General features: G+C 30.1%; 19 protein-coding genes. 18 read left to right on the top strand and 1 reads right to left on the bottom strand.

The features are described from left to right. Nucleotides 1-78 precede the first annotated feature (78 nt). From BFN48_RS09400 to BFN48_RS09345, 12 genes are all read left to right on the top strand, one after another. On the top strand, nt 79-1,182 hold the full coding sequence (locus BFN48_RS09400) for an aminopeptidase (RefSeq protein WP_069650653.1): 1,104 nt from the start codon (nt 79-81) through the stop codon (nt 1,180-1,182). Nucleotides 1,183-1,358: 176 nt separating this feature from the next. Beyond that, the gene (locus tag BFN48_RS09395) at nt 1,359-2,234 is read left to right on the top strand and encodes an NAD(P)/FAD-dependent oxidoreductase (RefSeq protein ID WP_069650652.1); all 876 of its coding nucleotides are present in this window, start codon (nt 1,359-1,361) and stop codon (nt 2,232-2,234) included. A gap of 160 nt (nt 2,235-2,394) precedes the next feature. Further along, on the top strand, nt 2,395-3,348 hold the full coding sequence (locus BFN48_RS09390; protein WP_069650651.1) for an arsenic resistance protein: 954 nt from the start codon (nt 2,395-2,397) through the stop codon (nt 3,346-3,348). A 224-nt stretch (nt 3,349-3,572) separates the two neighbouring features. Further along, nucleotides 3,573-4,580, top strand: coding sequence for a zinc dependent phospholipase C family protein (locus tag BFN48_RS09385; RefSeq protein ID WP_176718860.1), 1,008 nt, complete (start codon nt 3,573-3,575; stop codon nt 4,578-4,580). A 372-nt stretch (nt 4,581-4,952) separates the two neighbouring features. Further along, a complete protein-coding gene (gene accB / locus BFN48_RS09380; RefSeq protein WP_069650649.1) occupies nt 4,953-5,396 on the top strand; it encodes an acetyl-CoA carboxylase biotin carboxyl carrier protein in 444 nt (147 codons plus the stop codon). 4 nt (nt 5,397-5,400) lie between these two features. Beyond that, a complete protein-coding gene (accC, locus tag BFN48_RS09375) occupies nt 5,401-6,786 on the top strand; it encodes an acetyl-CoA carboxylase biotin carboxylase subunit (protein WP_069650648.1) in 1,386 nt (461 codons plus the stop codon). Next, complete coding sequence (accD, locus tag BFN48_RS09370; RefSeq protein ID WP_069650647.1) at nt 6,764-7,675, top strand: acetyl-CoA carboxylase, carboxyltransferase subunit beta; 912 nt, start codon at nt 6,764-6,766, stop codon at nt 7,673-7,675. Before accC ends, accD begins: the two co-directional genes overlap by 23 nt. Then, the gene (locus tag BFN48_RS09365; RefSeq protein WP_069650646.1) at nt 7,668-8,618 is read left to right on the top strand and encodes an acetyl-CoA carboxylase carboxyltransferase subunit alpha; all 951 of its coding nucleotides are present in this window, start codon (nt 7,668-7,670) and stop codon (nt 8,616-8,618) included. The genes accD and BFN48_RS09365 overlap by 8 nt, the downstream gene beginning before the upstream one ends. 329 nt (nt 8,619-8,947) lie before the next feature. Further along, the gene (locus BFN48_RS09360; protein WP_069650645.1) at nt 8,948-9,727 is read left to right on the top strand and encodes a short-chain-enoyl-CoA hydratase; all 780 of its coding nucleotides are present in this window, start codon (nt 8,948-8,950) and stop codon (nt 9,725-9,727) included. Nucleotides 9,728-9,770: 43 nt separating this feature from the next. Continuing rightward, nucleotides 9,771-10,616: a 3-hydroxybutyryl-CoA dehydrogenase gene (locus BFN48_RS09355; RefSeq protein ID WP_069650644.1), complete on the top strand. Its 846-nt coding sequence runs from the start codon at nt 9,771-9,773 to the stop codon at nt 10,614-10,616. Nucleotides 10,617-10,889: 273 nt separating this feature from the next. After that, entirely contained in the window at nt 10,890-12,068 is a 1,179-nt protein-coding gene (locus BFN48_RS09350; RefSeq protein WP_069650643.1) for an acetyl-CoA C-acetyltransferase, read from the top strand. A 301-nt stretch (nt 12,069-12,369) separates the two neighbouring features. Next, nucleotides 12,370-13,362: an LCP family protein gene (locus tag BFN48_RS09345; protein WP_069650642.1), complete on the top strand. Its 993-nt coding sequence runs from the start codon at nt 12,370-12,372 to the stop codon at nt 13,360-13,362. Between the two features lie 257 nt (nt 13,363-13,619). On the opposite strand, the gene murC is transcribed toward BFN48_RS09345, so the two are convergent. Further along, nucleotides 13,620-15,008 carry a UDP-N-acetylmuramate--L-alanine ligase gene (gene murC / locus BFN48_RS09340; protein WP_069650641.1) on the bottom strand — a complete coding sequence of 463 codons (1,389 nt, stop codon included), beginning with the start codon at nt 15,006-15,008 and terminating at the stop codon, nt 13,620-13,622. Between the two features lie 289 nt (nt 15,009-15,297). Between murC and purR the strand changes: the two genes are divergently transcribed. The 6 genes from purR (at nt 15,298) to mfd (ending at nt 23,565) form a co-directional block, all read left to right on the top strand. Then, complete coding sequence (gene purR / locus BFN48_RS09335; RefSeq protein WP_069650640.1) at nt 15,298-16,128, top strand: pur operon repressor; 831 nt, start codon at nt 15,298-15,300, stop codon at nt 16,126-16,128. Between the two features lie 86 nt (nt 16,129-16,214). Further along, nucleotides 16,215-16,487: a septation regulator SpoVG gene (spoVG, locus tag BFN48_RS09330; protein WP_069650639.1), complete on the top strand. Its 273-nt coding sequence runs from the start codon at nt 16,215-16,217 to the stop codon at nt 16,485-16,487. Nucleotides 16,488-16,851: 364 nt separating this feature from the next. Continuing rightward, entirely contained in the window at nt 16,852-18,237 is a 1,386-nt protein-coding gene (gene glmU / locus BFN48_RS09325; RefSeq protein ID WP_278287332.1) for a bifunctional UDP-N-acetylglucosamine diphosphorylase/glucosamine-1-phosphate N-acetyltransferase GlmU, read from the top strand. A 135-nt stretch (nt 18,238-18,372) separates the two neighbouring features. Then, nucleotides 18,373-19,320: a ribose-phosphate diphosphokinase gene (locus BFN48_RS09320; RefSeq protein ID WP_069650637.1), complete on the top strand. Its 948-nt coding sequence runs from the start codon at nt 18,373-18,375 to the stop codon at nt 19,318-19,320. A 42-nt stretch (nt 19,321-19,362) separates the two neighbouring features. Further along, the gene (gene pth / locus BFN48_RS09315) at nt 19,363-19,923 is read left to right on the top strand and encodes an aminoacyl-tRNA hydrolase (protein ID WP_069650636.1); all 561 of its coding nucleotides are present in this window, start codon (nt 19,363-19,365) and stop codon (nt 19,921-19,923) included. A gap of 102 nt (nt 19,924-20,025) precedes the next feature. Continuing rightward, a complete protein-coding gene (gene mfd, locus BFN48_RS09310) occupies nt 20,026-23,565 on the top strand; it encodes a transcription-repair coupling factor (RefSeq protein ID WP_141706161.1) in 3,540 nt (1,179 codons plus the stop codon). Nucleotides 23,566-23,573: the final 8 nt, after the last annotated feature.

Below are 23,573 nucleotides of genomic sequence, written 5' to 3'. Positions count from 1 at the left end.
GATAAATATATTTATAATAGATAAAAATAAAATATTTTAATTTATTTTTTAAATATATTATATAAGGGGGAATTTTAATTGGCAGATCAAAGAATTGTAAAACTGGCTAAGCTTCTAGTTAATTACTCTCTAGAGATTAAAAAAGGTGACTATTTATTGATTACAGGTTATGATATAGCTCATCCTTTAATTAAGGAAGTTTATAGAGAGTCTATAAGAAATGGTGCTCACGTAGAGATTCAAATATCTCTTCCGGGTTTAAATGAAATATTTTTGAAAGAAGCTAGTGATGAACAATTAGAATTTGTTAGTCCAATGCAGAAATTTACAACAGAAAATTTTGATGCTGTGTTATCAATTTGGGGAGGATATAACGAAAAATCTTTTTCGAATATTGATGCAAAAAAAATGCAAAAGAGAAGAACAGCAACTAGAGAAATTAACATTAAGTTTATGAATAGAATGGGTAAAGACTTAAGGTGGTGTGGAACACTATTTCCTACTTATGCAAGTGCACAAGAAGCTAATATGAGTTTAGAGGAATATGAAGATTTTGTTTATGGAGCAGGGCTTTTAGATAAAGATGACCCTATAAAAGAGTGGATAGAAATTTCTAAAAAACAGGAAAGAATTTGTGAATATTTAAATTCTAAGAAGACACTGCATATTATTTCAAAAGATACCGATCTCAAAATGAGTATTGAAGGTAGAAAGTGGATAAACTGTGATGGAAAAATGAACTTTCCTGATGGAGAAGTTTTTACAACTCCAATAGAAAATACAGTTGAAGGCTATATAAGATTTAGCTATCCTGGAATTTTTATGGGTAAAGAAATTGAAGATATCAGGTTAGAATTTAAGGAAGGAAAAGTAGTTAAAGCGACTGCAGCTAAAGGTGAAGATTTACTTCACGCTTTATTAGACACAGATGAAGGAGCAAGATATTTAGGAGAAATTGCGATAGGTACAAACTATGGAATTCAAAAATTTACAAAGAATATGTTGTTTGACGAAAAAATAGGTGGAACAGTACATGCTGCAATAGGTGCTGCTCCTAAGGAAACAGGTGGGAAAAATGAATCTGGAATACACTGGGATATGTTATGCGATATGAAAAATGGAGGTAGAATTTACGCTGATGGAGAACTGTTCTATAAGGATGGGAAATTTTTAATAGATTAATTTTGATTAAAAGGTCTATACTTTGTATAAGTATGGACCTTTTTTCTATAGATAATCATATAATTATAGAAAGTTCGATATTGTTTTAATATTCTTGAAATTGATTCATTTAAAAAATTGAAGGGTATAATAATAGCAATTCTTAAGTAAAAGCAGAAATATTGGGAGGTATAGTTATGTATGATGTAATAATTATTGGAAAAGGACCAGCAGGATTATCAGCTTCGCTTTATACAGGGAGAGGAAATTTAAAAACACTTGTTATAGGCAAAGAGAGTCAAGCATTGAAAAATGCATATATTGAAAATTATTGTTGTAGTGAACCTGAAAAAGGTGAAAAACTAATAGAAAAAGGAATAAAACAGGCTTTAGAGGTAGGAGTTGATATAAAAGATGAAGAAGTAATTGATATAAAGAAAAAAGGGGTATTTACTGTAACAACTACTGAAGGACAGTATGAAGGGAAGGCAGTAGTGATAGCAACTGGAAAGCCTAGAGTAAAAGTAAAAATTAATAATATAGAAAAATTTGAAGGTAAAGGTGTTCATTACTGTGTAGCTTGCGATGGCTTTTTTTATCAAGGAGCTAAAGTAGGAATACTTGGATTTAAGGGTTACGCATTTCATGAAATTATGGAAATGGCCACTATAACAGATAATATAACAATATATACAAACGGGAATAATTTAGATATGAAGGAAGAAAATATTAAAACGATAAAAGAAAAAGGTTACAAAGTAAATTATAAAAAAATCAAATCTTTAGAAGGAGAAAATTTGTTGGGAAAGATAATATTTGAAGATGGTACTGAAGAAAGTATTAATGGACTGTTTATTGCATACGGTTCAGCATCTTCTATTGATTTTGCAAAAAAATTAGGTGTTGTTGTAAAAAACAATAGTATAGAAGTAGATGAAAATCAAAAAACTAATATTGATGGATTATTTGCTGCAGGAGATTGTACTGGAGGAATAACACAAGTTGCTACTGCAGTAGGACAGGGAGCTGTAGCAGGCTTGAATGCTAAGGCATATGTTCAAAGAAATTCTTAGAAAAGAAAATTATATAAATGCCACTTTTAGTGGCTTTTTCTTTGATAATTCATAGAAAATTTATACCTTTAAAGAGGGCTTTACTTTTTTATGTATTTATGATACCATATACGGGTATAATAATAGCATATGCCAATAAAAACTTGAAGGAGATGAGGTAATGAAAGTACTAAATTATATTAAATCTAAGCTTCCATATTTTATACTTGTAATGATGATTTTAGGCCTTATAAATGGTTATGTAAATGATGTAGGGTATTTAAAAAAATTAGTTACACCAACATTGTTTTTAATGATATATCCTATGATGATAAACTTGAAGGTAATTGATTTATTTAATGGTTTTAAAAATCCAAAACCTTTGCTATTAAGTGTAGTAATTAATTTTTTGATATCACCAATTATAGCATTTGGCTTAAGCAAAATTTTCTTTAATAATAGTCCAATGTTGATGGTAGGATTGATTTTAATCAGTCTTATACCTACAAGTGGTATGACAGCTTCATGGACAGGATTAGCTAATGGAAATATGAAAACAGCTCTTGTATTGATTTCAGGAAACTTATTATTGTCTATATTGATGATTCCTTTATATATGAAATTATTTCTAGGAGAAGTTGTAACAATTGATACTATATCAATTATTAATAGTTTGTTGAAGGTAGTTGTTATACCTTTAATACTAGGGGATTTAACGAGAAGATTAATTATTAAAATATCAGGAGAAAAGAAATACAAAGAATTAAAACCTAATTTCGGGTCAATAAGTTCATTGGGAGTATTATTTATTGTATTTATAGCTATGTCATTAAAAAGTAAAACTATAATTAATAAAAGTGAGCTGGTTCTTTATTCTTTAATACCATTAGTCATATATTATGTTGTATTGCTTTTAATTAGCCATATAGTTGGTGAGAAAATGCTAGATAAAGAGAATAGAGTTTCATTAGTATATGGTACAACTATGCGTAATCTTACAATAGCGTTAGGGTTAAGTTTAGCAGCTTTTGGAGGTAGTTTAGCGGTATTTTTAATAGCAATTGGTTATATAATTCAAGTACCATTAGCTGCTTTTTATATGCAGTTAGTGAAAAAACAACAGACTGTTGGTTAGGGGTCTATGCTTTTTATAGTATAGACCTTTTTTGTCAATTATTTAAAAGGGGATGAAAAATTAATCTAGAAGATATTTAAGAATGATTATATAAGGATTTTAATTATATTGTTGAGATATTTAAAGATAAGTAACATAAAATATATAATGAAATTGGTTAAAATTAAAAACAAAACAGGGTATAAGTATGGTAGTGGAAAATATTTAAATTATATGTTTAAAAGGTGAGTGATAAAATGCCAGATGTATGGACACATTTGTTATGTGGACATGATGTTATAAGTTCTTTAGAAAATCAAGATTGGAAAAGAGTGTTAAATGAAAAAATAAACATATTCAAATTGGGATGTCAAGGACCAGATGTGTTCTTATACAATGATTTTTGGCCTTGGAAGAAGAAAAAAAGAGGGCCTAAATTTGGGAAAATCATGCATTTAAAAAGAACGGGTGATTTTTTTGTTGAGAGTTTTAAGTATCTTAAAAAAAGAGTAAATAATTATGATGATTATTTAACACTTTTTACTTATTTATCAGGCTTTATTTGTCACTTTGGATTAGATAGAAATGCTCATCCTTTTATCCATTACCAAGCTGGAGTGTATGATGAAAATGATTACGCTACATTTAAATATAGTATATATCATAAGAAATTAGAACTTATTATAGATACTATTTTGTTAAAAGAAAGAAAAAATTTATATACTTACAAATATCCAGCATATAAGGAGATTGATGTAGAGAAATTACCTAATGTGTTAATAGATTTTTACATATATATTTTGAAAAAATTATATAAACCTGAGATAGAAATAGATTTTATTGAAGATTCTTTTAAGGATATGAATAAAGTTTTAAAAATAATACATGATCCTTGTGGTTATAAGAAGGTTTTTTTAAACATGATAGATGTAGTTATAAAAAAACAAATTGACTATAGCAGTTTAATTTATCCAAGGCATATAGATGATAAAAAAGATTATTTGAATAGAAAACATAATTTGTGGAAACATCCTTGTAAAAAAGAAGAAATTTATTATGAAAGTTTTGATGATATATATATGAGATCTGTTATAGAAAGCAAAGAAATGATAGAAGGGGCTATTAAATATATAAAAGGAGAAGTAAGAGAGCAAGAGTTAATAAGATGTTTTCCGAATATATCTTATTCTACTGGCAAACATGTTGATAATGATTGTAAACTTATTTATTATGACCCTATCTTTGATAGATAGGGTTATATAATTTTTTGAAAATATATGAAAATAACGCTCATGCGAAAAAATTTAGAGAAAACTAAGGGCTCAAATTTTTAGAAAATCCTAACGCACCTAATCAAGAAGTCCTGTCTTGTAGGATGCTGGCTTAACATCCTGTTAAGCCTACGGATTTTCTTCAAAATTTTCACCTAGTTTTTAACTAAATTTTTTCAAGCATTCACTTTTATTTTCACTATTTAAAAGGATAAATTTATTATTAGCTTATATGACCCTATCTTTGATAGATAGGATCATAATTATTGCAAAAAAAAATAATATTATGTTATAATAATATCATATATTAGTACCAGATACTAAAATCAACCAATAAAATTGGGAGGTAATCGTATGAATATTAAGGATATAAAAGAGTTAATATTGACAATTGACAAAACTAGTATAAATAAAGTGGATATTGAAACTGAAGATATTAAAATTAGCATAAGTAAATCAAGCGATGTTGTTTTAGGTAGTGAGAATCTAGTTGAGGAAGCTAAACTAGAAAAAACTAAAAAAGAATCATTAACAAGTGAGAAAATAATCTATGATGAAAATATATTTATTGTTAAATCACCTATTGTGGGTACCTTCTATACATCACCAAGCCCGGGGGTCGAACCTTTTGTGAAAGTAGGAGACAAAGTTAATGAAGGTCAAACTTTATGCATTATAGAAGCGATGAAAATAATGAATGAAATTACGAGTGAAGTTTCAGGAGAGATTGTTGAAGTACTAGTTGAAAATGAGGAAGTAGTTGAGTATGGTCAGCCTTTGATGAAGATTAGGAGGTAAGGTTATGTTTAAAAAAATATTGATAGCAAATAGAGGTGAAATTGCAGTTAGGATTATAAGGGCTTGTAAAGAAATGGGCATTAAAACTGTTGCTGTATATTCAGAGATGGATAAAGATTGTCTACATGTTCATTTAGCTGATGAAGCTGTATGTATAGGCCCAGCATCATCTGCAAAGAGTTATTTGAATATACAAAATATAATTAGTGCAGCTTTATCTACAAGGGCAGATGCAATTCATCCTGGATATGGCTTTTTATCCGAAAATCCTAAATTTGCTTTAGCTTGCAAAGAACATGATATTAAATTTATAGGACCTTATCCTGAGCATATAGTAAAAATGGGTGATAAGGCTGAAGCAAGAAGGACTATGATTAATGCAGGAGTGCCAGTTGTTCCTGGCTCTGAAGGCTCTGTAAATGGATTGGATGAAGCTAAAGATATTGCTAAAAAAATAGGATTTCCTGTAATGATAAAAGCAGCTAGTGGCGGTGGCGGTAGAGGTATGAGAGTAGTGCACAGCGAAGATGAGTTTGAAAAAAGCTTTATTATGGCGCAAAGAGAAGCACTGTCTGCATTTAATAATGATTCTATGTATATAGAAAAGTTTATTGAAAATCCTAGACACATAGAATTTCAGATATTAGCTGATGAATATGGTAATATTATTCATTTGGGAGATAGAGATTGTTCTCTGCAGCGAAGAAATCAGAAAGTGCTTGAAGAAGCACCAAGTGAAGTAGTTAATGATGAGTTAAGAAATAAAATGGGTGAAGCTGCAATAAAGGCTGCTAAGGCTGTAGGTTATGTCAATGCTGGTACTGTAGAATTTCTGCTGGATAAATACAAAAATTTTTATTTTATTGAGATGAATACAAGGATACAGGTAGAACATCCTGTGACAGAAGCAGTAACTGGTATAGATTTGATAAAGGAGCAGATTAAAATAGCATCAGGAGAAAAATTAAGTATATCACAACAGGATGTGATTATTAAAGGTCATGCTATTGAATGTAGAATAAATGCGGAAGATGTTAAAGAAAATTTTAGACCTTCACCAGGATTAGTAGAGGTTTATCATACAGCTGGAGGGTATGGTGTTAGAATAGATAGTCATTTATATAGTGGCTATGTAATACCGCCAACATATGATTCTATGATTGGGAAATTAATCGTTTGGGGAGAGAGTAGATTAGAAGCGATTAATAGAATGAAAAGAGTTTTAGAGGAAACAGTAATTGAAGGGATTAGCACTAATATAGATTTCCATTTGGATATTTTAAATAATGAAAGATTCATTAAGAATGAAATTGATACTTCGTTTGTAAATGAAGTTATCTTAAAAAATATGGTGAGAGGTGAAAAATATGATAAAAGACCTCTTTCGTAAAAGAAAGTATGCAACTATAACTTTATACAGAGAGGATAATGGAGATGAAAAGTTAATAGACGAGAGACCTAAAAAGTTAGAAGAGAAAACGGTAATAAATGATGATAAGCATATTACATGTAAAAGATGTGGAGAAATATTACTTATAGATGAAGTAAAGAAAAATTTGATGGTTTGCACTAAATGTGATTATCATTTTAGAATAGATTCAACAGAAAGAATAAATATGATTTTTGATAATGGAAGCTTTAAGGAATATGATAAAGACTTAAAACCAGCTGACCCTTTAAATTTTCCAGAGTATGAAAAAAAGGTACAAGATTATAAAAAGAAGACAGGGCTTGATGAAGCTGTAGTGGTAGGTGAAGGAAAAATTAAAGGGTATCCGTGTGTTGCATGTATTATGGAACCTAATTTTATGATGGGAAGTATGGGTTCTGTTGTAGGAGAAAAAATAACTAGATCGATAGAAAGGGCTATAGAAAAGAAAATGCCTTTGATTATATTTTCTGCATCTGGAGGAGCTAGAATGCAAGAAGGTATATTATCTCTTATGCAGATGGCAAAAACTTCTGCTGCATTAGGAAGGCTTTCAGAGGAAGGACTTTTATATATATCAGTTCTTACAGACCCGACTACTGGTGGGGTTACAGCAAGTTTTGCTATGTTAGGAGATATTATAATATCTGAGCCAGGAGCTCTCATCGGTTTTGCAGGCCCTAGAGTAATTGAACAAACTATAAGACAGAAACTTCCTGAAGGTTTTCAAAGGGCTGAGTTTTTAAAAGATAAAGGTTTTGTAGACAAAATAGTTCATAGAAAAAATCTAAGAGATGTATTAGCAGATATATTATATATACACTCTTTAAGAGGTGAGTTAGATGTTTAATCATTTAGAATTTGAGAAACCTATAATTGAATTAGAAAATAAGGTAAAAGAATTAGAAAAATTTAGTGTAGAGCATAATGTAGATTTATCAAAGGAAATAGATATATTGAAAATTAAATTAGATACAATGAGAAAACAAGTATATGGTAATTTAACACCATGGCAAAAAGTAAAGCTTGCAAGACTTCCGGAAAGACCTACATCTATTGACTATATAAAAAAGATAATACCTGATTTTATTGAGTTTCATGGGGATAGACTTTATGGAGAAGACAAAGCGATAATCGGCGGAATAGGTACAATAGAAGGCATTCCTGTAACTGTAATTGGCCATCAAAAAGGTAAAGACTTAAAGGAAAATATAGAAAGAAATTTTGGTATGCCACATCCAGAAGGATATAGGAAAGCGTTGAGACTTATGAAACAAGCCGAAAAATTCAACAGACCGATTGTAACTTTTGTTGATACGCCAGGTGCTTATTGTGGTATAGGAGCAGAAGAAAGAGGACAGGGAGAGGCTATTGCAACAAATCTTATTGAGATGAGTAAGTTAAAGGTACCTATAATTATTATTGTAATTGGTGAAGGTGGAAGTGGTGGTGCTTTAGCTTTAGGAGTAGGTGATAGAGTTTGTATGTTAGAACACTCTGTTTATTCTGTTATATCACCAGAAGGTCTTGCGAGTATATTATGGAAAGATGCAAATTTAGCTAAAAAGGCTGCAAATATTATGAAATTAACTTCTGGAGATTTATTAGAATTTGGAGTTATAGATAAGATAATTGAAGAACCTTTAGGAGGGGCTCATAAAGATATAGCATTTGTAGCAGAAAAAATAAAGGAATATATATTGAGTGAAATTCCTAAATTAATGAAATTAGATAAAAAAGATTTACTTAATTTAAGATATGATAAAATCAGAAAAATAGGAATTTGGCAGTAAAACCATTCTGTAATCAGAATGGTTTTTCTTTATGCTTATAATAAAAGTTATTAAAATTTAGTAAAAGACTTTTTAATAAAAGAGGATTATTTGAATTTTTAAAGAATTATGAAATATATATTATTTAAAGAAAGGGAATAATTTGAATAAAATCTTCGATTTGAATAAATTAAGGAAGATTTTACCTATATCCATAAACGGAAATTATATTTAAAACTGTCCACAATTTAATAAGGTATATAATTCCCTATGGATTATAAAGAAATGTTTTGGTATATTTTTGAATTTAAATAAGTAGTAAAGCATGTTAAAAGATAAGGAGGGGTAGTGTGGAATATGAAAACCTTTTACTAAAAAAAGAAGGCAATATATGTATATTAACTATCAACAGACCTAAAGCTTTGAATGCTTTAAATTCTAAAGTTTTAGAAGAATTAAGTGATGCAGTAGATCAAATTGAAAAGGACAAGGATATTTGTGTAGTTATAATAACTGGAGAAGGTAAAGCATTCGTTGCAGGAGCTGATATTGTAGAAATGAAAGATATGACTTCAGAAGTTGCTAGAAAGTTTGCAGAACAAGGCATAGAAGTTTTTAGAAAGATTGAACTTATGGAAAAAGTGGTTATAGCTGCTGTAAATGGATTTGCTTTAGGTGGTGGATGCGAACTTGCGATGTGTTGTGATATCAGGATAGCATCTGAAAAAGCAAAATTTGGGCAGCCAGAAGTAGGGCTAGGGATTACTCCTGGATTTGCAGGCACTCAAAGATTATCACGCTTAGTCGGTATAGCTAAAGCTAAAGAGTTGATATTTACTGGAGATATGATAGATGCCAATGAAGCTGAAAAGATAGGTCTTGTAAATAAAGTTACTAAACATGAAGAGCTTATGAATACAGCTGTTGAGATTGCAAAGAAGATAGCTTCTAAAGGTCAGATTGCAGTAAGATATTCAAAAATAGCTATAAATAGAGGCTTTGAAACAGATATTGAAACAGGAATGGAAATAGAAAGAAATCTATTTTCATTATGTTTTGCTACAGATGATCAGAAAGAAGGAATGACTGCTTTTATTGAAAAAAGAAAGCCAAAGTTTAAAAATCAGTAATTAAAACATACTTCTAAAATAAATATTTTAAGGAGGAGATTTGATGAAAGTTTGTGTTATTGGTGCTGGTACAATGGGTTCAGGCATAGCTCAGGTTCTGGCACAAGCAGGGCATGAAGTAATACTAAAAGATATTGAAGAAAAATATCTTCAAAGAGGAATATCTATCATTACTAAGAATTTGGATAGAAATGTAAAAAAGGAGAGAATGACAGAAGAAGAAAAAAATCAAGTTCTTGATAGAATTACGACTACTACTGATATGGGTTTAATAAAAGATGTAGATATAGTTATTGAAGCAGCAGTTGAGAATATGGAAATAAAGAAAAAAATATTTGAAGAGTTAGATAAAGTATGCAAACCAGAAACAATACTTGCAACTAACACTTCATCTTTATCTATTACAGAAATAGCAAGTGTAACTAATAAACCTGAAAAAGTTATAGGAATGCATTTTTTTAATCCAGTACCAGTTATGAAACTTGTTGAAATTATAAAAGGTATTGCGACTTCAGATGAGACTAAGAAGTTAGTATGTGATTTATCAATAGAGCTTGGTAAAACTCCAGTTGAAGTTGAAGAAGCTCCTGGTTTTGTAGTAAACAGAATACTTATTCCAATGATTAATGAAGCAGTTGGTATTTTAGCAGATGGTGTTGCATCAGCAGAAGATATTGATAATGCCATGAAATTAGGCGCTAATCATCCTATAGGACCATTAGCACTTGCTGACCTTATAGGAAATGACGTTTGTTTAGCCATTATGGAAGTGCTATATAAGGAATTTGCTGATCCTAAATATAGACCACATCCATTATTAAGGAAAATGGTTAGAGGTGGTTTACTAGGAAGAAAAACTGGAAAAGGATTCTTTGATTACAGTAAATAAGAACAAAACCTTCGATTTGAATAAATTTAGGAAGATTTTGCCTATATCCATTACGGAAATTATATTTAAAATTATCCACAATTTAACGAGGTATATAATTTCCTATGGATTATAAAATAAGCTGTTAGTTAACAGCTATTAGTCAATAGTTCTTAGTTAATGTCTTTAGTTTATTGCTGTCGAATAGCGAATAGCGAATGGCGAATAGCCATAATGTAAATAGGCTGATAGCCGATAGCTGAATAATATATTAGTTTGTAGGAGGTTATAAATATGAGAGAAGTTGTTATTGTTGGTGCTGCTAGAACACCTATAGGAAGTTTTGGTGGTAGTTTATCTAAATTATCTGCAATAGATTTAGGTGTAGTGGCTGCTAAGGAAGCAATCAAAAGGGCTGGTATTAAGGAAGAAATGATTGATGAAGTAATAGTTGGAAATATTTTATCAGCAGGTTTAGGTCAAAATCCAGCGAGACAAATAGCTTTAGGAGCAGGTTTAAAGGAAACTACACCAGCTTTGACAATTAATAAAGTTTGTGGTTCTGGACTTAGAGCTGTAAGTATGGCAGCACAGTTTATCATGTTAGGAGATGCTGATGTTATTTTAGCAGGTGGTACTGAAAGTATGAGTAATGCTCCATATCTTGTACCTAGAGTTAGATGGGGACTTAAGATGGGACATGGAGAGCTAATTGATACAATGATTCATGATGGATTAACAGACATATTCAATAATTATCATATGGGTATAACAGCTGAAAACATAGCTGAAAAGTGGAATATATCTAGAGAAGAACAAGATGAGTTTGCTTTGCAAAGTCAGCTTAAGGCAGAAAAAGCACAGAAAGAAGGCAAATTTAAAGATGAGATAGTTCTTGTTGAAGTACCACAAAGAAAGGGAGATCCTATTATTGTAGATACTGATGAATATCCTAGACACGGAACTACTATTGAAAAACTTGCAAAATTAAAACCTGCATTTAAAAAGGATGGTACTGTAACAGCAGGTAATGCTTCAGGAATAAATGATGGCGCAGCTATGTTAATAGTAATGGCTAAAGAAAAAGCAGAAGAATTAGGGATAAAGCCTTTAGTTACTATTAAATCATATGCTTCAGCAGCATTAGATCCAAAGATTATGGGATATGGTCCAGTTCCAGCCACTAAAAAGGCATTGGAAAGAGCGGGGCTGAAAGTTGAAGATTTAGACTTGATTGAAGCTAATGAAGCGTTTGCAGTACAATCAATAGCTGTTATGAGAGATTTAGGATTAGATCCAGAAAAAGTTAATGTAAACGGTGGTGCTATAGCTTTAGGACATCCGATAGGAGCTTCAGGAGCAAGAATTCTTGTAACATTAATTTATGAGATGATGAGAAGAGAATCTAAATATGGACTTGCAACTTTATGTATTGGTGGAGGTCAAGGTACAGCAGTTATCGTTGAAAGATAAGGGTGAGCTTTTTAGCTCACCTTATTTATAATCCATAGGAAATTATATGCCTTATTAAATAGTGGATAATTATAAATATAATTTCCGTAATGGATATAGGCAAAATCTTCCTTAATTTATTTAAATCGAAGATTTTGTTCAGTTTGAAAAAAAACAAAATTAATGCTATAATCATTTAGTAATTCAAATATCTGTAACTTAAGTGTAACTTAATATTATAAATAATGTGTTATAATAATACTAGATTCTTTTGTATGTATGCAGCAGTAAATTAGCATATTGTTTAGGAAGGTGAAGATATATGAAACAATTTCTAAAAGTATTTACTATTGCGTTTTTTTGTTTTGTTTTAGCAATAGGTGCAGGCGTATTTACATTTATGAAATTTTATGATGCAAATGCAGCGACTCAAGAAGATTTAAAAAATGTTGATAATAATGATACAGAAGATAATAGTGATTCATCAAATGATAATTCTAAAAGTTTAGACCCATTTAAAAAAGCTATACAGGAAAGCAAAAGAATAAATATCTTGCTTTTGGGGTTAGAAGGACCAAGAACAGATACTATAATATTTGCTAGTTTTGATCCTGTTACAAAAAAAGTAGATTTAATATCAATACCTAGAGATACTTATTTTTACAGATTAGGCTATGAAGAAGCTGATAAAAGAAAAATTAATGCTGTTTATGGGGATGCAGGAGTAAAAGGTACAATGAAAGCAGTAGAAGCTGTACTTGGTGGGGTTCCAATACATCATTATGTTAAAGTTACTTATTCGGGAGTAGAGAAAATAGTTGACTCTCTAGGTGGTGTAGAGGTAGATGTTCCTTTTGATATGGTTTATGATGACCCTACTGCTAAACCTCCTCTTCATATAAACTTGAAGAAAGGAAGACAGATATTAAATGGAGAGAAAGCTGTTCAGTTTTTAAGATTTAGGCAAAATAATGATAAGACAGTAGGTTATCCTGATGGTGATTTAGGTAGAATTAGAGCTCAGCAGCAATTTATTAAATCAGCTGTAAAAAAAGCTTTAAGCTTTAGATTGCCAGTTGTAGCTCAAACTTGTTTTAAATATATTAAAACAGATATGAGTTTAACTGATACTTTATTGTATGTAAGTAAGGCAATAGGTATAAAAATAGAAGATGTTTCAATGACAACACTTCCTGGTAGGGCGATATATAAAAGTATAGATGGGAAAAGAGTATCTTACTTTGCATATGATTCAAAGCAGATTAGAGAATTGATGATGAAATTATATAATGTAAATATTGAAACTGAAAATTAGATATGTAAATGGGTTCCCAAAATAAATTCGGGAACCCATTTTTGATGGGGGGAGTGGGGGACTAAGTATTTATATTTATAACCAAATTTCTTAAAATTAAACACTATTAAATGAACAAAATTTTCGATTTAAATAATTATAAGGTAGATTTTGCCTATATTCATAAACGGAAATTATATTTAAAATTATCCGCAATTTAACAAGGTGTAATAATTTCCTATGAATTATAAAAAAGATGGTAGTTAATAATTGATAGTCTATTGACTATTATTCAATAACATTTCTCCTACCTTATAAATATCTCCTGCTCCGACAGTAAGAATAATATCACCTTCACTAGTTTGTTTTGATAAGTAATCAACAATATCTTTAAAGTTATTAATATATAAAGATTTCATACCTTTGCTTATAAGTAAATCTACTAAATCTTTTGAGTGAACAAGACCTGTATCTTTTTCTCTTGCAGCATATATATCAGTTACTATTACATTATCAGCGTCATGGAAAGCTTCACTAAACTCATTTAATAAAGCTTTAGTTCTCGTATAAGTATGAGGCTGGAATACACACCATATCTTATTGTGTCGGAGTTTTTTAGCTGCATTAAGAGTTGCTTTTATTTCAGTTGGATGGTGTGCATAATCATCTATTATTCTAATTCCATTTATAATACCTTTTGTTTCAAATCTTCTGTGAGTTCCTGTATAGCTTTCGATAGCTTCTATTATGGTATTAATAGGAATGTTAAGGTTATGAGCTGTTGCAATAGAAGCTAAAGCATTGTATACGTTATGTATTCCCATTACTTTAAGAGTTACGTTGTATTCTTCGGAATTATTAATTATTAGCTTAAATTTAGGAAAACCGTATGTTGTAAAAGATATATCATCTGCCTTATAATTACTTTTGTTTTTTATTCCGAAAGTAACGATATTGCAATTTGCTTTATTAATAATTTTTGAAGTGTTTATATCATCATTATTTATGACTAAAAATCCATCTTTAGGAAGCAAAGCTGCAAAGTCTGCAAATGTTTCGACTATGTGGTCAATATTTTTGAAATAATCTAAATGGTCTTCTTCTATGTTAAGAATTATACCTATATTAGGATTAAACTTCAGAAAGTTTCCTCTATATTCACATGCTTCAGTTAAAAATATATCTTCTTTACCGATTTTCACATTACCTCCGATGGTGTCTAAAACGCCGCCTAGCAAAATAGTTGGATCTAGATTAGAATGTTCAAGTATAACAGATATCATAGCTGTTGTAGTTGTTTTTCCATGTGTACCAGAAACTGCAATAGAAGATTTGTATATTCTCATTAATTGTCCTAAAAAAGTAGCTCTATCAACGATTGCTATATTTCTTTCTATAGCTTCTATATATTCTGGATTATCTTTACTGATAGCTGATGTATAGACTATTAGATCTGCACCATTTATATTATTTTTATCATGACCTATATATATGATAGCCCCTTTTTCTTTTAACCTTTCTATTATTTCGGAGTTTTTCATATCAGATCCTGAAACAGTATATCCTGCGTTTAATAAAATTTCTGCAAGGCCACTCATACTAATACCGCCTATTCCAATAAAATGTACATGCTTGAAATTGTGTTTATGTATGTCAAAGCTAAACATATAACTACCTCCTAGATAATACAGTAATAATATTATTTCCAATACTTTCAATATTATTTTATTCTTAGAAGAAAAGGCTGTTACTGAGTAAATTATATCATAATTAAATTGTGGATAATTTAATAATATAATTTCCGTTTATGGATTTCAACAAAATCATCCTTATAATTTATTTAAGTAGAAGATTTTGTTCATAAAAAAATAATTTCAATAAAGTATTGATTTATTTATATTTTACGAATAAAATTATATTTAATAAGATAAAATATTCGTGTTTAGGAGGATTTAAGTGATTAAGCTTAAGAGAAACGAAAGAATAGGAGCTATAATGAAGATATTGAGTGATAGACCTAATTATATTTTTACTTATAATTATTTTACAGATAAGTTCAATGCAGCAAAATCTACGATTAGTGAAGATATAGTAATAATTAAGGGAATGTTAGAAAAGCTTCAATTAGGGAAAATTGAGACTATTCCTGGGGCAGCTGGTGGAGTGAAATATATACCTCAGATTACTGAACATATGATAAGTGATTTTTTGAGCAATGTGGCAGGTGCGTTAGCTGAAAAAGAAAGAATAATTCCTGGTGGATTTATATATATGACTGATTTATTATATACTCCATCAATTGTTGGGATGGCAGGGAAAATATTTGCACATAGATTTGTTAGTGAAAGCGTAGATTATGTTGTTACTGTTGAAACTAAAGGTATACCAATCGCTTTAATGACAGCTCAATCATTAGATGTGCCATTAGTAATAATACGAAGGAATATAAAAGTTACAGAAGGAGCTACAGTAAACATAAATTATGTAACTGGTTCAACAAAAAAAATTCAGACTATGTCTTTATCACGAAAAGCTATGAAAGAAGGTGCTAGAGTTTTAGTGATAGATGATTTTATGAAAGCTGGGGGTACTGCAAAGGGAATTTGTGATATGATGAGAGAATTTAAAGCAGAAGTAGTAGGAACAGGAGTATTCATTGCGACAGAATTGCCAGAGGAAAAATTAATAGATAATTACTTACCATTATTATTATTAAAAAAGATTGATGAAGAGACAAAAGAGATTATCGTTGAGCCTAATAGAGACTTATTGAGTAATATTGATTAATTTGTTTTAAAAGTAGAAGGAATTTGTCAAAATTAAGAGAATACTAATTTATATATTGAACAGCTACGGGGGAAGGTGGTGAAGTTATGAAGGTTACTGATGTAAGGATTAGAAAGTTAAGTGATGAAGGTAGGATGAAAGCTATTGTATCAGTTACATTTGATGACGAGTTTGTAGTGCATGATATAAAAATTATAGAAGGAAATAATGGTCTTTTTATAGCAATGCCGAGTAGAAAAATGCCAGATGGAGAATTTAGAGATATAGCTCATCCTATTAATTCAGAAACAAGAAGCAAAATTCAAGAATCTATTTTAGCAGAATACGAAAAAGCGTTAAAAGAAAATAAGGAAGATTAGATAAAAGGGGGTCAATGCCCTCTTTTTTATGTTATTTTTTTTGACAAAAACTTAATAATATTTTAAAGGATACATATTTTTTTTGTTGAATTGTATACAGTGTTATATATTTAAAAAGATAACAATAGGTAAGTTGTATTTTTGAACAAAATCTTCAATTTAAATAAATTAAGGAAGATTTTGCTTATATCTATTACGGAAATTATACTTGAAATTATCCACAGTTTAATAAGGGCTATAACAACTCTGGCATGTAAGCATGCCAGACAAAGTTTCAATAAAATCAACATTAAATTTTTAAAAATATAAGATTTTATTATAATTTCCTATGGATTATAAAATAGTATTAGAGAGGGTGTTTAAAGTGATTACATCAATTATTTTGGCAGCAGGTGAAGGTACTAGAATGAAATCAAAACTACCTAAAGTATTGCATCAAGTGTGCGGAAAGTCTATGTTAAGTCATGTAATTGAAGCTAGTAAAGGTGCGGGGATAGATGAAAATATTGTTATTGTAGGGCATGGTAAAGAAAAAGTGAAAGATATGTTAAGGGGAGAGGGAGTATTATTTGTAGACCAACCTATTGGTGAGAAGGTTCCGTATGGAACTGGTTTTGCAGTAATGCAGGCTGAAGATTTAATAAAAGATGATAAATATGTTATAATCCTTTATGGAGACACACCTTTGATTACTAGTAAGACGATTACTGACTTAATAAATTATCATAAAGAAAGCGGTAATAATGCTACTGTTTTAACTGCTGAGTTTGATAACCCGACGGGTTATGGTAGAATAATTAGAGATGATAGAGGGAATATAGTAGGGATTGTAGAGGAAAAAGATGCTAGTATAGAACAAAAGAAAATAAAGGAAATTAATTCAGGAATATATTGTTTTGATGGCAAGTATTTAAAAATGGCTTTGCGTAATCTTAACAATAATAATGCTCAAAATGAATATTATATAACCGATTCAATCAAGATATTAAATGAAAAAGGATTAAAAGTAGGCGGATATAAATTAAGTGACAATACAGAAATATTTGGGGTCAATTCTAGAGTACAATTAGCTGAAGCTAATAAGATAATGAGAAGAAGGATTAATGAGAAATTGATGTTATCAGGAGTTACAATAATAGATCCTGATAATACATATATAGGTAAGGATGTTGAAATAGGTAGGGATACTATTATATATCCAGGAGTTTTTTTAGAAGGTAAAACTAAAATAGGAGAAGATTGCATAATAGGAAGTAATTCGAGAATAATTAACAGTAATATTGGAAATAGAGTAGTAGTGCAAACATCGACTATAATTGATAGTCAAGTTGATGAAGATACAACAATAGGACCATATGCATATTTAAGGCCTAATAGTAAAATAGGTAAGTCAGTTAAAATAGGAGATTTTGTAGAAGTGAAAAATTCTGTAATAGGAGACAATTCTAAGGCTTCACATTTAGCGTACATCGGTGATGCAGATGTGGGTAAAAATGTTAATATTGGCTGTGGTGTAGTTTTTGTAAATTATGATGGTGTAAACAAGCATAGAACAATTGTTGAAGATAATGCTTTCATTGGTAGCAATTCTAATTTGGTTGCCCCTGTAGTAGTTAGAGAAAAAGGGTATGTAGCAGCAGGTTCTACAATAACAGAGGAAGTTGGTAAAGGAACTCTATCTATAGCAAGGGCAAGACAGGTAAACAAAGAGGGTTGGGTTTATAAAAAGTTTAATCAAAATAAAGAATAAAATCTTCGATTTAAATAAATTAAAGAAGATTTTATTGAAATCCATAAACGGAAATTATATTCAAAATTATCCACAATTTAATAAGGAATATAATTTCCTATGGATTATAACAAAAAACATAGGAGGAGTTTTTTTATGAATATAGGAGGAAGAGAAATTAAAATTTTTACTGGTAATGCTAACGAGCGTTTTGCCAAAAAGATTTGTGATGAGCTAAATATTGAGTTAGGAGAAAGTCAAGTAGGAAGATTTAGTGACGGAGAGATTTCTGTTCATATTTCAGATTCCGTAAGAGGTGCAGATGTATTTGTTATACAGCCTACTTGTCCTCCAATCAATGAAAACCTAATGGAATTACTTATCCTTATTGATGCTTTAAAAAGAGCTTCAGCTGGTAGGATAAATGCTGTAATTCCTTATTATGGATATGCTAGACAAGATAGAAAAACTAAAGCAAGAGAACCAATTACAGCGAAACTTGTAGCTGATATATTAACAACAGCAGGGGCAGACAGAGTAGTGAGTATGGACTTACATGCAGGACAAATTCAAGGGTATTTTGATATACCAGTAGATCATTTAACAGGTGTGCCTATATTAGCAGAGTATTTCAGAAATATAATAGATAAAGAAACAGTAGTAGTATCACCTGATATTGGTGGGGTTAGAAGAGCGAGAAACTTTGCAAGTTTATTAGATTTACCAATTGCTATAATCGAAAAGAGAAGACCTAAAGCTAACGTATCAGAGGTAATGAACATCATAGGGGATATAGAAGATAAAAATGTGATTTTAGTTGATGATATAGTTGATACTGCAGGCTCACTAACAAAAGCTGCCAAAGTATTAAAGGATTTTGGGGCAAAGAAAGTATATGCTTGCTGTACACACCCAGTTCTTTCTGGGCCAGCTATTGACAGATTAAAGGATTCAGTAATTGAAAAATTAGTAGTAACAGATACTATTCCTCTTACTGAAGATAAGCAGATTGATAAAATTGAAGTTGTTTCAGTAGCTCCATTATTCGCTGAAGCTATTAAAAGAATCTATTCAAATGAGTCAATAAGTAAACTTTTCGATTAATTAAATTTTGGTTTACAAGGTTAACATAGGGAGTTGATTCCTTTGTATGTAGTAATTGGACTAGGAAATCCGGGTAGAGCATATGATGGCACTAGACATAATGTAGGGTTTGATACAATTGATTGCTTAGCAGTAAGAAATAATGTGAAATTAAACAAAATAAAACATAAAGCAGTATATGGAGAAACATTTATAAATAATGAAAAAGTTATATTAGTAAAGCCGCAAACATATATGAATAGAAGTGGTGAATGTGTTTTAGATATATATAATTATTACAAAATACCAACTGAAAATATTATTGTTATATATGATGATATCGATATAAAGTTTGGTTCATTAAGAATAAGACAAAAAGGTAGTGCTGGAAGTCATAATGGAATGAAATCAATATTATATCACTTACAAAGTGAAAACTTTCCAAGAATAAGAATAGGCGTAGGTAAACCTAAAGAAGGTATGGATTTAGCCGACTTTGTGTTAAGTAAATTTACCAAGGATGAAAGAGAAATAATTGATTCTACGATAGAAAGGGCAGCTTCGGCTGTAGAAACGATTATTTCTCAAGGATTAAATAAAGCTATGAATGAATACAATGGTTAGCACATGAATAAAATATCAATAAAGCATAAAAATGATAAGTGACAAACCATAGCCCAGGTTTTTGCCTGGGCTAAAGCTGCTGCTAAAAAGGAGCTGATTTTCTTGTTTCTGAATGTTTTTATTGACCAGCTGAAGAATTCAAATCAATATAGCAAATTAATAGAAGCTATAAATAGCAAAAGATATCCTGTATCTTTATATGGTTTATCGGAAGAAAGTTTAGCACATATTTGTTATGGATTGAATCAACATACTAGTAGACAAGTTCTTATAGTTACTTATAATGAACTTAGAGCTAAAAAAATTGTTGAAGATTTAAGGCTATTTTCTTCTAGAGGTGTAGAACTATTTCCACAAAGGGAAGTTGTTTTTTACAATATTGATGCTTATAGTCATGGAATTCTACATCAAAGACTAAAGGTTATAGATAGGTTGATTGAAGCAGAACCGATAATTGTTGTAGCTTCTGTTGAGTCAATAATGGATAAAGTTTTCAATAAAGAAATATTAAGTAAATATAGAACAGTTTTAAAATATGGAGATAAGATTGACTTAGAAAAACTAATAAAAAATTTAAATATACTAGGCTATGAAAGAGTAGATATGATTGAAGGGAAAGGACAGTTCAGTGTAAGAGGTGGTATAGTAGATTTTTATCCTATAACCTCAGAAAATCCTGTAAGAGTAGAATTGTTTGATGATGAAATTGACTCATTAAGAACTTTTGACATAAAAACACAGAGGTCAATTGAAAATATTTCAGAGGTTAAAATAGGACCTGCTAAAGAAATTATCTTTGAAGATGAATATAGGGAAGAAGTAGTAAAACAAATAGAAAAAGACTTAACAAAAACTGTTAAAAAGATAAATAAGGAAGAAAATGGTCAATTAATGGTTGAGAAGCTTACTGAAAAGTTCACGCATTATATTGAATTAATTAATTCAGGATTAAATTTTGATAATATAGAGCCTCTTTTACCATATTTCCCTGTTCAGTATAAAAGCATAATAGATTATTTTGCTGAATCAGCACTAATGCTTATAGATGAACCACACAGAATAGAAGAAAGTGCAAGGACTTATTTAAAAAGTTTTAGAAGTAAATTTTTAGACTTTTTTGAAAGAGGAGAAGTGTTACCTAAACAAGAAGGGATTTATTATAACTTTGATGAGTTAAAAGAAAAATTAAATGAAAGACCTTGTATTGTGTCAATGGGATTAAGAAAGGGTATTGATATCTTTGAAAGTAAAGAAACAGTTAATATTGTAACAAAAGGTATGCAGTCATTTCATAACAAGATAGAATTTTTGGTAAATGAGCTTAAAAATTTAAAATATAGAGGATATAAGATAATAATACTTTCAGGAGTAGAAGATAGAGGAAAGAGGCTTGTTGAAACGCTTAAAGAGTATTCAGTAGAATGCAGCTTCATAAAAACCTTCGATGTAGAAATAAAATCTGGACAAATTTTTGTTTTAGCAGGAACTATTAGTAGAGGATTCGAATATCCAGATTTGAAGTTTGCAATAATTAGCGATAAAGAAATATATGGAAAATCCAAAAAGAAAAGAGTTAAAAAATATAGTAAAGATACTAAGAAGATAACTTCATTTACTGACCTTAAGCCAGGAGATTATGTTGTACATGAAACGCATGGAATCGGTGTATATGTAGGTATAGAGCAATTAAAGGTTCAAGGAGTAAAGAAGGATTATTTAAGTATAAAGTATTCTGGTAAAGATAGATTATATGTTCCTGTAGATCAAATGGATTTAATACAAAAATATATAGGAGCAGATTCTATAAAGCCTAAAGTAAATAAACTTGGAACAGGAGAATGGGTTAAGACTAAACAAAAAGCTAAGAAGGCAATTGAGAATATGGCTAAAGAGCTTCTTGAACTTTATGCAAAAAGGCAAACTACTAAAGGATTTGCTTTTTCAAAGGATCAGCCTTGGCAAAAGCAATTTGAGGATTTATTCCCTTATGAAGAAACCAATGATCAATTAAAATGTATAGAAGAAATTAAACGAGATATGGAAAAAGATAAACCTATGGATAGATTGTTATGCGGAGATGTAGGATATGGAAAAACAGAAGTGGCTTTAAGGGCTGCATTTAAAGCTGTTATGGACGGAAAACAGGTTGCATTTTTAGTACCTACAACTATTTTAGCTCAACAGCATTATAATACGATAAGAGAGAGATTTAGTCAATTTCCTGTTAAAGTAGATATGTTAAGTAGGTTTAGAACGCCAAGTCATCAGAAGAAAATTTTAAGAGATTTAAGAAGTGGGAATTTAGATATTGTAGTCGGAACGCATAGGTTATTATCAAGTGACGTAAAATTTAAAGATTTAGGATTATTGATTATAGATGAGGAACAGAGATTTGGTGTTAAACATAAAGAAACTCTAAAGAAACTAAAGGAATCAATTGATGTATTAACGTTAACTGCAACTCCAATACCAAGAACTCTTCATATGGCATTAGTTGGTATCAGAGATATGAGTGTTATAGATGAACCGCCTGAAGAAAGATATCCAGTACAAACATATGTTATGGAATATAATGAGGGTATAATTAGGGATGCAATAGTTAAGGAGTTAAATAGAGGTGGTCAAGTCTATTTTGTATATAATAGAGTACAAGGTATTCAGCAGATGGCGGCTAGATTAAAAAAATTAGTCCCTGAAGCTAGGATAGCAGTTGGGCATGGGCAAATGAGTGAAAGAGAACTTGAGAAAGTTATGATAGATTTTCTAAAAAGAGAGTATGATATATTAGTATGTACGACTATTATTGAAACAGGATTAGATATATCTAATGTAAATACTTTAATAGTTTATGATTCTGATAAAATGGGATTGTCACAGCTTTATCAGTTAAGAGGTAGAGTAGGAAGAAGTAATAGGATAGCATATGCATACTTTACTTATGAAAAAGACAAAGCACTATCTGAGGTTGCTGAAAAACGTTTAAAAGCGATAAAAGAGTTTACTGAGTTTGGTTCTGGTTTTAAGATAGCCATGAGAGATTTGGAAATACGAGGTGCTGGAAACTTATTAGGACCTGAACAGCATGGTCACATGGCTTCGATTGGTTATGATTTATATGTGAAATATTTAGAGGAAGCAATAAAGAAACTTAAAGGTGAAATAAAGGAAGAAGAGATAGAAACTACAATAGAACTGAATGTAGATGGATATATACCTAGTCGTTATATAGCTAATGAAGAACAGAAAATAGAGATATACAAGAAAATATCATCAATTCAAAACAGAGAAGATTTATCAGATGTACAGGAGGAGATAATTGACAGATTTGGAGACATACCTAAAGAAGTTGATAATTTGATGAGAATATCATTAATAAAATCAATGTGTAAGAGAGCTAAAGTAAGTTCATTAACTCAAATAGATAATTACATTAAGATAGAATTTGCTAAGCCTGATATTATCACACCACAACTTATTAATGAACTTTTAAATAGTTTTGGAAGGCGTATGTCATTTGATATTTCAAAAACTCCTCATATAAAATATAAGCTAATGAAAAGCATGCAAGAAAGCATATTGAAAGAAGTTGAACAAGTTATTCAAAAAATTAGCAGTTTTCATGAAGGGGAAATTGATATATAATTAAATAG

Origin of the sequence: Caloranaerobacter ferrireducens, from assembly GCF_001730685.1 — a bacterium.
Taxonomy (GTDB): domain Bacteria; phylum Bacillota; class Clostridia; order Tissierellales; family Thermohalobacteraceae; genus Caloranaerobacter; species Caloranaerobacter ferrireducens.
The sequence above is the reverse complement of the archived record's forward strand: the minus strand, read 5'-3'. Positions and strand labels throughout refer to the sequence as shown.